This is a genomic window from Streptomyces sp. NPDC057438, assembly GCF_042802995.1.
In the GTDB taxonomy this organism is placed as follows: domain Bacteria; phylum Actinomycetota; class Actinomycetes; order Streptomycetales; family Streptomycetaceae; genus Streptomyces.
In genome coordinates, this window is the sequence record NZ_JBHVDD010000077.1 from 1 (window position 1) to 12364 (window position 12364).

11 protein-coding genes and 1 pseudogene are annotated in these 12364 nt (G+C 70.7%); 9 read left to right on the forward strand and 3 right to left on the reverse strand.

All coding sequences use genetic code 11. The features are described from left to right. Positions 1-94: 94 nt before the first annotated feature. The 3 genes and pseudogenes from ACFU5F_RS31940 to ACFU5F_RS31950 all read left to right on the forward strand — a co-directional run. Positions 95-229, forward strand: a pseudogene (locus tag ACFU5F_RS31940) (GntR family transcriptional regulator); the annotation flags it as partial. 193 nt (positions 230-422) lie between these two features. Next, positions 423-551 (forward strand): hypothetical protein, encoded by a 129-nt coding sequence (locus ACFU5F_RS31945; RefSeq protein ID WP_383894870.1) that lies wholly within the window; start codon positions 423-425, stop codon positions 549-551. Then, positions 552-743, forward strand: coding sequence for a hypothetical protein (locus ACFU5F_RS31950; protein ID WP_383894782.1), 192 nt, complete (start codon positions 552-554; stop codon positions 741-743). A 210-nt stretch (positions 744-953) separates the two neighbouring features. Here the strand turns inward: ACFU5F_RS31950 and ACFU5F_RS31955 are convergent, their stop codons facing one another. Further along, complete coding sequence (locus tag ACFU5F_RS31955) at positions 954-2594, reverse strand: AMP-binding protein (protein WP_383894785.1); 1641 nt, start codon at positions 2592-2594, stop codon at positions 954-956. A 373-nt stretch (positions 2595-2967) separates the two neighbouring features. Between ACFU5F_RS31955 and ACFU5F_RS31960 the strand changes: the two genes are divergently transcribed. The 3 genes from ACFU5F_RS31960 to ACFU5F_RS31970 all read left to right on the forward strand — a co-directional run bounded on the left by ACFU5F_RS31960 (position 2968) and on the right by ACFU5F_RS31970 (position 6310). Further along, complete coding sequence (locus tag ACFU5F_RS31960) at positions 2968-4623, forward strand: ATP-binding protein (protein WP_383894788.1); 1656 nt, start codon at positions 2968-2970, stop codon at positions 4621-4623. A gap of 17 nt (positions 4624-4640) precedes the next feature. Further along, on the forward strand, positions 4641-5258 hold the full coding sequence (locus tag ACFU5F_RS31965; protein WP_383894791.1) for a response regulator: 618 nt from the start codon (positions 4641-4643) through the stop codon (positions 5256-5258). Positions 5259-5419: 161 nt separating this feature from the next. Beyond that, complete coding sequence (locus ACFU5F_RS31970) at positions 5420-6310, forward strand: SDR family NAD(P)-dependent oxidoreductase (protein WP_383894861.1); 891 nt, start codon at positions 5420-5422, stop codon at positions 6308-6310. A gap of 53 nt (positions 6311-6363) precedes the next feature. On the opposite strand, the gene ACFU5F_RS31975 is transcribed toward ACFU5F_RS31970, so the two are convergent. Then, a complete protein-coding gene (locus tag ACFU5F_RS31975) occupies positions 6364-6702 on the reverse strand; it encodes an IclR family transcriptional regulator C-terminal domain-containing protein (protein WP_383894793.1) in 339 nt (112 codons plus the stop codon). Here ACFU5F_RS31975 and ACFU5F_RS31980 point away from each other — a divergent pair. Beyond that, positions 6588-7988 (forward strand): aldehyde dehydrogenase family protein, encoded by a 1401-nt coding sequence (locus ACFU5F_RS31980; RefSeq protein ID WP_383894796.1) that lies wholly within the window; start codon positions 6588-6590, stop codon positions 7986-7988. The two genes, ACFU5F_RS31975 and ACFU5F_RS31980, sit on opposite strands and share 115 nt — an antisense overlap. 129 nt (positions 7989-8117) lie before the next feature. Here ACFU5F_RS31980 and ACFU5F_RS31985 read toward each other — a convergent pair whose 3' ends face one another. Beyond that, positions 8118-9062 carry a superoxide dismutase gene (locus tag ACFU5F_RS31985; protein WP_383894799.1) on the reverse strand — a complete coding sequence of 315 codons (945 nt, stop codon included), beginning with the start codon at positions 9060-9062 and terminating at the stop codon, positions 8118-8120. A gap of 369 nt (positions 9063-9431) precedes the next feature. On the opposite strand from ACFU5F_RS31985, the gene ACFU5F_RS31990 reads away from it, so the two are divergent. Both ACFU5F_RS31990 and ACFU5F_RS31995 read left to right on the forward strand, forming a co-directional pair. Further along, on the forward strand, positions 9432-10892 hold the full coding sequence (locus ACFU5F_RS31990) for an aldehyde dehydrogenase family protein (RefSeq protein WP_383894864.1): 1461 nt from the start codon (positions 9432-9434) through the stop codon (positions 10890-10892). A 525-nt stretch (positions 10893-11417) separates the two neighbouring features. Continuing rightward, on the forward strand, positions 11418-12224 hold the full coding sequence (locus tag ACFU5F_RS31995; RefSeq protein ID WP_383894802.1) for an SGNH/GDSL hydrolase family protein: 807 nt from the start codon (positions 11418-11420) through the stop codon (positions 12222-12224). The last annotated feature ends 140 nt before the right edge of the window (positions 12225-12364 follow it).

Consider the following 12364-nt stretch of genomic DNA (forward strand, 5'->3'; position numbering starts at 1 on the left):
GCCGGCGGCACAGCGCCGGCAGCGCGATGGACACGCGGCCGCTTCGGACCCGGACTTCCTGCCGTGAACCTGCTGAGAACGGCGAAGGAGCACCGTGAGCACGCCTGTTGAAACCGACGTCACCGGTGCGATCCGGGATGCGCTGCCGCAGGGTGAGTACGCACCGCGTCAGCGCCCGGTCGAGGCGGACCTCTGCGAACGGTTCGGCGCCGGCCGCGCCGACGTCAGGTCGGCTCTGCGGCGGGGGGCGGCGGAGGACCCGGTGGAGATCCGGCGCAACCGCGGCGCACGCGCCCGGGGCAGCGGCTTCGCCGAGGCCGTCCGGATCACCGAGGTGCGGATGGTCGTGGAAGACCTGATGGCCGCTCGTGCAGAGGGCCAGCCGAGCGCAGGCCGAGGAACTGCGCGGCATCGGCACGGACATGGCAAAGGCAGTCGCCGACGGCGAACCGATGACGTACAGCGACATCGACGCCCGTCCGCACGGCCGTGTGCGCGACATCGCCGGCGATGACACGGCCGAGCAGGTCCTCGAACGGCTGCGGGCGTAGATGGCCCGACACCGTTTCGTGCTCTCCCTGGTGCCGGGGCGGGCCCATGTGCCGTTGCCCCAGCACCAGCGGATCATCGCGGCGATCGTCACCGAGGACCCGGCGGTGGCCGAAGCCGCCGTGCGGGACCATGTGGACGGGGTGGTGGAGGCACTGCGGACGCGCGAAGCCCGCCAGGAACGCGCGAGCTGAGCCCGGCCGTGGCAGCAGACCACGGCGGACCCGCGGCACCCCCAGTGCCTTCCGCCTTCCGGGAGCGGGAACGAGGCCCTTCCGCCCATCGGCTCGGGACCGGGGCCGTACGCCTCCTGCGGACCGACGCTGCCGCTGGAACGCCGCGTGGACCGCCGTACGGGCCGCGCGGCGGCGTGATGGTCGGCCATGGCTGCTCGCACCCGACTGTCACACCCTGTCGCCCGCGTCGGACTCCTGGACGGTCTTCTTGGCCCAGGCGACTTCGAGCTTGCCGGTGGGGGTTCGGGGCAGGACGTCCGTCAGGACCACGGAGCGCGGCACCTTGTAGCCGGCGAGGCTCTGCCGAGCCCAGTCGCGCAGCTCCTCCCCGGTGACGGTCGTGTCCGCCCGGACCGCCACGACGGCGGCGACCCGCTCGCCCCAGGTCTCGTCAGGGACGCCGACGACGACACAGTCGGTCACACCGGGGTGGGAGAGCAGGGCATTCTCCACTTCCTGCGGGTGCACCTTCTCGCCGCCCGTGTTGATCACGCCCGAGCCGCGTCCGAGGAACCGGATCGCGCCGTCGGCCTCAAGACGGGCGAGGTCACCGGGGATGGCGTACCGGACTCCGTCGATGGTGCGGAACGTCGTCGCGCTCTTCTCGGTGTCCTTGTAGTAACCGAGCGGCATGGGCCCGCAGTAGGCGAGCATCCCGACGTCGTCACTGCCGGGTTCGACGAACCGGTCGTTGTCGCCGATCACCCTCGTCGCGGGCACGGGGAAGAATCGGGCGGGCAGGTCTTTGAGGGAGGAGGTGATCGCGAAGGCGAAAGGCCCCCCTTCGCTCGACGCGACGGCATCGATGACCGTGATCTCGGCTCGCTCGTGCAGTCGCCGCTTGAGTACGTCGCTGAGAGCCGTGCCGGAGCTGAGGACCCTGCGCACAGAGCGCAGAGCGTGCGGCGTCCCCGCCTGCTCCGCCCGCACGAGCTCGTCGACGAGCGGTCGGCACACGGCATTGCCCGCGACGATGACCGTCGCGACCCGCTGCTCGGCGACCGTGCGCCAGACGTGCTCCGGGTCGAGCCCGCCCTGCCGCGCGGTGACCGCCCTGCCGCCCACCATCAAAGCGCCCATGGTGTTGAACAGTCCGGTGGCGTGCATCAGCGGCACGACGGGCATCGTCGTCGGCGCGCTGCCTTCGCGGTGTGCCTCGACCGCGATGGCCACGGCCTCGTCTAGCGTCGCCGGCAGCTCGGTGACACCGAGCGGATGGAAGATCGGGACCACCAGGGAGTGCAGCAGATCGCTCTGTCGCCACACCACGCCCTTCGGCTTGCCGGTGGTCCCGCCGGTGTACATGAAGAGCCGGTCGGATCCGGGGCGTGGCTGCGGCTTACGCGGTTCATGCGCCGCCAGCAGTTCTTCCAGCTCGGGTACGACAGGCCCGGCCGGGCCGTCGGCAGGCTCAGCGCCGTCCCTCACGAGCAGCTTCAGCGTGCTCACATGGTCGGCGGCATGCGTGACCCGGGCGGCCAGGGCGCCGCTGAAGACGACCACTGCCGCGTCGGCGTCGGTCAGGAGTTCGGAGAGCTCCTCGCCGGTGTAGCGGTAGTTGGCGTTCACCGGTACGGCACCGAGCTTGAAGGCGGCGAAGACCGTCTCCAGGTAAGTGGCGCCGTTGTACAGGTAGCAGGCCACGGTGTCGCCCTCGCCGACCCCGGCCTCTTCCATCGCCGTGGCCAGCCGTGACGCCCGCTCGTCGAACTCACGGTAAGTGATCTCGCGCCCGGGCTCCGTGATGGCGACGGCATGGGGCAGCGCATGGCACACCGCCTCCCAGATCGTGCCGATGGACACGTCCACGTCTCGGACCTCCTCGTCCTCGATGGCTCGCGCGGACCACATGATCGAGCAGGCCGCTCGTGCGGCCCCGCGGACCTTTCGGGGGAGTGAAACGGTCTGCGGGGCGCTCTTCCAACCTAGGCAGCCGCCCTCAGCAGGGGGAACGCGAGCATTGACTGAACCTGATCGGCGCTTCGTCCCGCCGATGAACAGGTCGAATGACGTAGGACCGCCCGGAATCCGCCGGGCTACGATGCGGTGACCGGCCCTGAGTCGGCTTCGTCCCCAGGCCGACCGACGCCTCCCCCGGAGGCACCCGGTTCCACGCCGCGTCCGCCTGGCACAGCGGGCTTCCGGGCAGGTTCATCGTTCGTCGACCATGAGGAGATCGGTCATGTCCGCGTCGCCGCTCGTGGGCTGGGACGACATCGCCGCCGCCGCGCCGGACGGCCTCGCCGTTCTGGACTGCGTGGGCCGCTTCGTACGGCTGAACCCGGCGGCCGCCGCGCTGCTCGAGGCGGACTCGGAGGGTGAGCTGATCGGTGGGCCGTCTCCGTTCACGTCGGCGGAGGGGGTCGACGCATGCCGGGCCGGGCTGCTGGAAGCTCGATCGGACGAGCAGGTGGCCCACTGGGAGCCCGCATCCGGACCCCGCCGCGAGTTTGCCTACCGGAGCCGCAGTCTGCGGACCGACCCGAAGTTCACGGTGGTGTCGTTCCGCGACGTCACCGACGAATGGCATCGGCAGCGCAGGATCGCGGCGATCGCCCAGACGTCCATAGCGCTGGCTTCGGAAGGCTCGCTCGGCTCGACACTGGACGCCGTGGCCCAGCAGATCGTCCAGGCGGACGGCCTGGCCGGTGTGCAGATCCTCACCCTCGACAGCACCGGCCGAGAACTGAGGCTGATGGGTTCTGCAGGGCTGCGGCACTGGGACGGGTTCCTCGACCGTCTCCTGGAGTGTCGTGACCGGGGCGCCCGGCTGTGCATGCTGGACACCCTGAAGGAGCGCAAGCCGATCGTCGTGCCGCACCGATGGGCGCAGATCCTCGAGGACCCCGCCTGGGAACCGCTGCACGCGTACCTCGGGGAGCTGAACTGGGACTCTTTCGTCAGTGTGCCGCTGATGGCGCGCGGCCGTCCCGAAGGGGTGCTGAACGCCTACTTCGCCCCCGGCCAGGAGATCGGCAGCCGGACACTGGAGTTCCTCGCCGCCATGGCGGAACAGGCCGCCCTCGCCGTCGACCACGCCACCCTGCTCCAGACGGAGCGTGAGGGTGCCCGCCGCAACGAGCGTCAGCGCCTCGCCCGCGACCTGCACGACTCGATCGTGCAGCAGGTGTTCTCCATCGGCATGCAGGCCAACGCCGTGGGGGTGCTGGGTGCGCGGGGCGAAGCGGTTTCCGCGGTGGCGGTCCGGAACTTCGCGGACGAAGTCGGGTCCCTGTCGCGGACCGTCCTCGCCGATCTCCGGGCCATGGTGCACGAACTCCGTCCCTCCGCCTCCCTCCGGCTCGGGCTGGAGGACGCGGTGACCACGCTCGTCAAGAGCACCGAGAACCGGACGGGTCTCAGCATCCGGCTGGAGTGCGGGCAGGAAGTGGACGCGGTCGAATCCGAACTGGCCGAGGACATGTACCGGATCGTCGCCGAGGCCCTCCACAACGTGGTCAAGCATGCGGAGGCCACCGCCGTCACCATCCGCCTCGGCATACGCGACCACACACTGACCGCCATGATCCGCGATGACGGCTGCGGATTCGCGGACTCCGGCGGACGACGGGACGCGCCGGACGGCGAAGGGGGCCGAAGGACCGGTCCCCACCGGCACCACGGCTATGGACTGACGACCATGCGCGAAAGGGCGGAGCGATGGGGCGGCACCATGAGGATCAGATCCGGCGCGAGGAGCGGCACGACCGTACGGGTCGTCGTACCCCTTCCGGTACGAGTGCCCCAGACGCCGCCCGCGGACTCGGAGCGCGGCCGGAACGCTCCGACGGCAGTCCCGCTCAGGGAGGCGGAGCACTCCGCCCGGTCCGGGTCCTGATCGTCGACGACCACGCCGTGGTACGCCGCGGAATCCGCGCCTACCTCGAGGTCCTGGACGACATGGAGGTGGCTGCGGAGGCCGCGGACGGCCAGGAGGCGCTCACCAGACTGGACGCGATGGCCGCGCACCGGGAACTGCCGGACGTGGTGCTGATCGACCTGCTCATGCCCAGGATGGACGGGGCCACGGCGATCGGAGCGATCAAGCAGCGTCACCCCGGTGTCCGGGTCGTGGTGCTCACCAGCTTCGGCGAAATGGAACGCGTCCACACGGCGCTCGCCCAGGGAGCCGCCGGCTACCTGCTCAAGGACGCCGAAGCGGGTGAGGTGGTAGCCGCGATCCGCGCGGCCGCCCGGGGCGAGGTCTTCCTCGACCCCGCGGTGGCCAGGGGACTCACCCAGGAGATCGTTTCGCCACCGACCGGGCTCGCCTCGCTCACCGGGCGGGAACGCGACGTGCTCGTCCTGGTCGCCGAGGGGCGGTCGAACCAGGAGATCGCCGACGAGTTGGTGATCAGCGAGCGCACCGCCCGCACCCACGTGAGCAACGTCCTGCGCAAACTCCGGCTCACCTCCCGGACCCAGGCCGCGCTGCTCGCGGTGCGGCAAGGGCTGGTGCCCCCGAAGGGCTGACCGCTCCGCCGACCGCGACGGATGTCCCGGACCGGACGGGACGGAGGTCGGCCACAGGTGCCGTCATCAGCGGGATCCTCACGGGCCCCGGCGTTCCTACGATCGGAAGGACGCCGTGTCGACCAGCCCGGGAGGACATCACACTCGACGGCAAAGCCGCCATCGTCACAGGTGCGGGCCGAGGCCTGGGACGTGCCTACGCCCGTGCCATGGCGGCGGCGGGTGCCTCCGTCGTCGTGAACGACCTGGACGCCGACGTGGCCGAGGAGACGGTCGACCTGATCACGGACGCGGGCGGAGCGGCTGTCGCGCATGTCGGGGCGGTCGGCGGTTCCGAGTTCGCCGACGGGCTGGTGCGGCGCGCGGTCGACGCGTTCGGCCGGCTCGATGTGATGGTCACCAACGCCGGTGCGCTGCGTGACAGGACCCTGCGCAACACCACCGACGACGACTTCGACGTCGTCGTCAACAGCCGTCTGCGCGGTACGTTCACCTGTGGCCGCGCGGCGGCGGCCCACTTCCGGGAACAGGGCGAGGGCGGTCGGCTCATCCTGGTGGGATCGCCGGCGGGGCAGCGCGCCAGCTTCGGCCAGACCGCGTACTCGGCCTCCAAGGGCGCGATCGCCGCGATGACACGCACCTGGGCGCTCGAACTCGCGAAGATCGATGTCACCGTCAACGCCATCGTGCCCATCGCGCTGACCCGCATGGTGGCGACCATGCCCCGGGTCGGTGACCTCGTGGCGAAGGTCGACGCGGGGGAGCCCGTTCCCGACGCCGTCCGGCGGCAGGGGCTGGGATCGCCGGACGACGTGGCACCGGTCATCGTGTATCTGGCGTCGAAGGAGTCGGCCCACATCACCGGACAGGCCATCGCGGCGGGGGGCGACCGGATCGCTCTGTGGACGCACCCCGGCGAGGTCGAGGAGCGGTTCCGGCAGGACGGCTGGACCGCCGGATCAGTCGCGGAACTCTTCTCCGGCACCTATGCGGACCGGCTTCAGGACTTCAGGCCCACGCCCCTCGATCTGGCGGCCTTCGAGGAGGCGTGACGCGCACGCGCCCCCTCGGCGGCCCTCAGGTCCGTGCAGGGGGCAGTGGCTCCTCAGGCCTGCGGCACCGCGGCGACGCGGGCGAAATCCGCGCTGATGTCTCCCGCCGTCTGCAACAGCGGTGGCAGATGCTCCTCGACGAGTCGCTCGACCGATGTCTCGGCCGCGTGACAGTTGACATTGAGCGCCGCGATGACCTGGCCGGAACCGTCACGCAGCGGGGCCGCGACCGACCGGATACCGGGCGCCAACTGCTGGTCCGTCAGCGCCCATCCCCGTGCTCGCACCTCGCGCAGGACCGCGTCACGTTCGCCGAGGTCGGGCTGCCGGCACGGCGTCAGCCCCGAGCGGGAAGGCTCGGCGAGCACCTGCTTCAGCTCATCGGTCGGCAAGGCTGCCAGCAGTACCTTTCCCAGAGAGGTCGGCAGAGCCGGAAACCGTGTCCGGCCAGGCGCTCACCCTCCTCGACGGCAGTGAGGCCGAGCGGGCGGCCCTGATGACCAGGGAGAACGGCAAGGTCTCCTTCGAGAGCCAGGTGGAGATGGGGGTTTTCGTCGCACGCACCCGGGCGGCGATCGACCTGGCCGACTCCCTCGACCAGGTACGACGCCTCGACGGCCCGCCGCTGACCTCGCACATCCATCGGCTCCCCACGGGCGTGGTCACGATCATCGTGCCGTTCAACTGGCCGATCGCCATCCTCGGGGCGAGCCTGCCGTACGCGCTGCTCGCCGGGAACACGGCCGTGGTCAAGCCCCTGCCCATTGTGCCGCTGGCCATGGTGCGCACGCTGGAGCTGTTCGCCGCGGGGCTCCCGGCGAGGGTGCTGAACGTCGTGACGGGCAGCAACGACGCGGTCGCCCCACTGCTCACCGACCCTCGTGTCCGAAAGATCGTCTTCACTGGTAGCACGGCCGCCGGCAAGCACATCATGGCGGCCGCCGCACAGAACCTCGCCTCGGTGACGCTCGAACTCGGCGGCAACGACCCCGCGATCGTCCTCGACGACGCCGTACTCGACCAGGAGCACATCGGACGGCTCGTCCAGGGCGCTTTTCTGACCAGCGGCCAGGTCTGCATGGCGGTCAAACGGGTGTATGTCCATCGCTCCCGCTACGACGAGCTCGTCGACGCGCTGACCTCCGCCCTCGACACCCATTGCGTGGGCGCGGGAACCGATCCCGCCTCGACCATGGGCCCGCTCAACAGCGCCGCCCAGCGCGACAAAGTCACCGCCATGCTGGCCGAGGCCGCCGACGCCGGAGCCGAGGTGCGCGAACGGGGCACCCTGGCCCCCGGCGCCGCCACCTCCGCCGGCCACTTCCTGCGTCCCGCACTCGTCCTCGACCCCGACCCCCGCTTGCAGATCGTCACCGAGGAGCAGTTCGGCCCCGCCCTGCCGATCCTGCCTTTCGACGACGTCGATTCCGTGGTGGACCGGGTCAACAACGACTGGTCGGGACTGTGCTCCTCGGTCTGGAGCGGCGATCCCGCCCACGCGGGCAGGATCGCCGAAAGGCTGCGTACCGGCACCACCTGGATCAACCACGCCAACGCCGTCGCGTGCGACGACCGGGCTCCCTTCGGCGGCTTCCGCCAGAGTGGCATCGGACGGGAGATGGGCTCGGAGGGCCTGCTCTCCTTCACCGAAGCGCACACCATCACGACGCACGAATAGAAACGGCGCGTGTGGCTGCACCCCGCCGGCCTTGAGCGGGCGGGGCACAGCCGCACTCCGGCCGTACGTCAGAGCAACGGACCCCGGCCGCTTCGAGCGGACGGGGTTCAGCCGTACTCCGGCCGTACGTCACGCCAACGGCACGGACACCGCGTTGTAAGGGGTGTTCTCGTCCCGGCCCGGGGTGGTGAAGCGGGAGTTGGGCAGGTATAGCCGACCCTTGTACGCGGCGGCCGTGGTGGGCAGGTCGAAGCGGTCGTCCCTGATCACCCCGATCGCGGTGCCCCTTGTGCCGGACCGGTTGAGGCGGATCACGTCCACCTGGTTGGGGTTGGGCTGGACCACGTAGAGAGTGCGGCCGATGAGCACCAGCCCGTCGCCGCTGGGCAGCGCCGTGTCACCCAGGTCCACCTTGCGGGCCACGCCGGTGCGGGGGTTGACGCGCATCAGCGATCCGCCGTCCGCGGCCGCGTTGGTGACGAGCAGTGCGCTGCCGTCGGGGGTGAGCGAGATGCCGTTGGACGTGAAACCGGACTGCACCCAGTCACCGCTCAGCGTGAGGCTCTCCGGGGCGCCGATGCGGCCCTGCCTGCCCAGGGGCAGCTTGAACAGCTGTGCGCTGAACGACTCGGTGAACCAGGCGGCGTCGCGGGTGAGCAGGACGTCGTTGACGAAACTGTTCTCTCCGGCGACCACGTGGTTGGCGAGGAGCGCACCACTGTGGGCGTCGACGACCCGCAGTTCGCCACTGCTGCCGCCGGCCAGGAACAGTCGGCCCCAGGAGTCGACCTTCAGGCCGACCGTCATGCGCCCCAGGCCGCGGTGGACGACCTTGCCCTTGCCACTCGCGAGGTTCACCCGGTACACGCCGCCGGTGGCGATCGATCCGAAGTAGGCGTACGGCGCGGAGCCGATCGCGACTCCCTCCGGCCCCCAGCCGTTGGGCAGCGAGAACTCCCCGGGCCAGGATCCGGCCGTGCCCGGGGCGGCCTGTGCCGTACCACTGATCAGGGCCGTCGCTCCCAGGGCGATGCCCGCGCCGAGAAGCTGCCTGCGTGCGAGAGAACTTGTCATCGATCGTCCTTCCACGGAAAACAAGACGGGCCGTGCCGGTCCGGCTGGGCTCCTGGATCAATTCTTGAGAGTTCAAGTACCCATGCACAGCGACGAATGTCCTGACTCTCCTCGGCCCATCGGACGGCAAGCTGCCGGGCCGGTGGGAGCACGGACCGCGAAGGGGCGCCACTCGACAGCAGGCCGACCTGACAAGGCTGAACGTCGCGCACGAGATACGTCATTCGTCCTCACTTCCAGCGCTCGCCTCCCGGCTCTCTGTCCAGGCCGCCACCGCTGGGCCATCATCCGAAAACCTGCCGGCCGCAGTGGCGCGACCGGCGTGAGCACGGTGACGGCTGCGTGCCGCACCGGGAGGGCGAGCGGGCCATGGGCGTGCAGCGACCGCACATCGAACCGGGCAGGCTGTTCATCGGCGGAGAGTGGCGGGACGCGGAGTCCAAGGAGCGGCGCGACGTCATCGACCCGTCCACCGGCAAAGTCGTCACCACGGTCGCGGAGGCCGACGGGACCGATCTCGCCGTCGCGGTGGCCGCCGCCCGCGAGGCCTTCGACGCGGGGCCGTGGCCCCGGACGCCGGCCCGCGAGCGCGCCCGCGTGCTGCACCGGGTGGCCGATCTGGTGCGCGAACGGGCGGACGAGCTCGCCGCCGTCGAGAGCCTCGACGTCGGCAAGCCCGTCTCGCTCAGCCGAGCGGTCGACGTGGAGACCGTGGCCGAGACGTACGAGTACTACTCGGCGCTGGCACAGTCGGTCGACGGGGCCACGCGAGAAATCCCCATACCCTCCCACGCCTACACCCGCAGGGAGCCCATCGGCGTGGTGGGAGCGATCACCCCGTTCAATTTCCCGTTGATCCTGAGCACGTCGAAGTTCGCCCCCGCCCTGGCGGCCGGCAACACCATCGTCCACAAACCGGCCGACGAGACCCCTCTCAGCGCGCTGCTGATGGCGGAGATCCTCGCCGACGCCGGCGTTCCCGCGGGTGTGGTGAACGTCGTCACCGGCAGCGGCCCCGTCCTGGGTGAGGCACTGGTGCGTCACCCAGGCGTCGACAAGATCGCCTTCACCGGGTCGACGAGGGTCGGTCGCCTGGCGGCGAGCACGGCCGGCGAACAACTCAAGCCCGTCACCATGGAGTTGGGCGGCAACGCGCCGCACATCGTCTTCGAGGACGCCGACGTCGGGAAGGCGATCGGCGCGATCATCAAGGCCTTCGTCTTCAACACCGGACAGTTCTGCATGGGCGGGCCCCGGCTCCTGGTCCACCGGTCCCTGTACGACACCATCCTGGGCATCCTCGCCGACGCGGTTCCGGCCGTCCCCGTCGGCGACCCCTTCGACCCGGCCACCGTCGTCGGGCCGATGGCCGGCGAGCGGCACGTGGAGAACGTAGAGCGCTTCGTGAGAGCGGCCGTCGAGGACGGCGGCCGCGTCGTCGTCGGCGGCGAGCGCCTGGAACTCAACGGCGGCTACTACTACAAGCCCACCGTCATCGCCGGCCTGGACAACGACGCCCGCACCGTCCAGGAGGAGATCTTCGGCCCGGTACTGACCGTCCAGCCCTTCGGCACCGAGGAAGAGGCGATCGCGCTGGCGAACAGCACGCCGTACGGACTCGCCGCCGGTCTGCAGACCTCCGACCTGGCGCGCGCCCATCGGGTCGCCGCGCGACTGGACGCCGGCATCGTCTGGGTCAACGACTGGGCCATGCTCGATCCCGCCGTGCCCTTCGGCGGCGTCAAGCAGTCCGGCTACGGGCGCGAATCCGGGCCGGAGGCGCTGCAGGCGTACACGAGGACCAAGTCGGTCGTTATTTCCCTTGTCTGACCCCTCGTCTGACCCCTTGTCTGCCCCCTCGACAGGGCCCGCTACGAGCGACCGGCTGCCGTCGGCGGGCCCTCCCGGCCGGATCGGCCGGGAGAACTCCGGTCCCCGGCTCTTAAGAGCCGGGGGCATGGCGGCCTGGCAGTAGGCGTTGCCGCCCGGGCCGTGGACGCCCCATTGAAGGTGACCCGGTACGGGCGGTTCGACACGAAACGGCGGGCGGTGGTGGAGCCGACCGCGTCCTCTTGTGCATGCCGTTGATGACCCGGGCGCTCAGGTGCCGGCTCAGACCGTGGTCGGTGTGCAGGTCTGAGGAGGGAATGGGCCGTGAGGTCGGCGCGGCCAAGGCGGTGGACTGCGGCGGTGGACCGCCCTTGACGGCCTCGGCTCCTGCCTGAGCGGCGTCACTTTGCAGGAAGGTGAGCCCGCAGCTATCGTCATATTCAACAATGCGACTAGGTGTCTAGTTGTTGAGCGATGGCCGTGCGCCACTTCCATCAGCAGCGTTGACGAGAGGCGGTCGGCCCCGTGTCGAGCAGTGGGTATCTGCGCTATGTCGCCCTGGGCGACAGCCATACGGAGGGGCTCGGGGACGGCGACGACGTCCGTGGTTTTCGGGGCTGGGCGGACCGGCTCGCCGAGCAGGTCGCCCGCCACAGCCCCGGCCTGCTCTACGCCAACCTCGCGGTGCGCGGACGTAAGGCCGGTCAGGTGCGCGCCGAGCAGCTGGCTCCGGCCCTCGCGATGCGGCCCGACCTCGCCACCGTGGTGGCTGGGGTCAACGATGCGTTGCGCCCGGGCTGCGACCTCGACGAGGTGGCCGGCCATGTTGAGGCGATGTTCGCCGCCCTCACCGCGCAGGGCGCCACCGTCGCGACCCTCATGTTTCCCGATGTCGGGCGTATCACGCCGTTGGCCCGCCCGATCGGTCACCGTGTTCTCGCACTCAACGCGCGCATCCGGGAGGCCGCCGACCGCCACGGCGTGGTGGTGGCGGAGACGGCCGCGTACGCGGCGGCGACCGATCCGCGGTTGTGGAGTGCTGACCGGCTGCACGCCGGCCCGCTGGGACACACGCGCATCGCGGCTGCCGTGGCCCAGGCGCTCGGTCTGCCGGGCAGCGACGACAAGTGGACCCTTCCCCTTCCGGCCGAGGGGGCAGATATCTCTGTCTGGAGGACCGTGGGTGCCGAACTGCGCTGGGCCGGCACCTTTCTCGGCCCTTGGGTCGGCCGCCGCCTGTGTGGCCGTTCCTCCGGCGACGGCCGCCAGGCCAAGCGGCCGGCGCTGCTTCCGGTGGCCGCGCCCGCTGGGGACGCCTCCCCATCGGTGTGATGCGCCGGCTTGCGACGACGCCGGCGGTTCCTCGTGCTGAACTGCTCTCCACCGGACGGGAGCTGGAAATGAGTGACATCCATCCCCGCGCGTACTGCGCGCGAAGCGTCGGCGGATCGTCAGCGACGTGGTCGTAGGCG

Coding starts and splice junctions, on each gene's coding strand:
- ACFU5F_RS31945 (WP_383894870.1), top strand. CDS start 423: ATGGCAAAGGCAGTCGCCGACGGCGAACCGATGACGTACAGCGACATC.
- ACFU5F_RS31950 (WP_383894782.1), top strand. CDS start 552: ATGGCCCGACACCGTTTCGTGCTCTCCCTGGTGCCGGGGCGGGCCCAT.
- ACFU5F_RS31960 (WP_383894788.1), top strand. CDS start 2,968: ATGTCCGCGTCGCCGCTCGTGGGCTGGGACGACATCGCCGCCGCCGCG.
- ACFU5F_RS31985 (WP_383894799.1), bottom strand. CDS start 9,062: ATGACAAGTTCTCTCGCACGCAGGCAGCTTCTCGGCGCGGGCATCGCC.
- ACFU5F_RS31990 (WP_383894864.1), top strand. CDS start 9,432: ATGGGCGTGCAGCGACCGCACATCGAACCGGGCAGGCTGTTCATCGGC.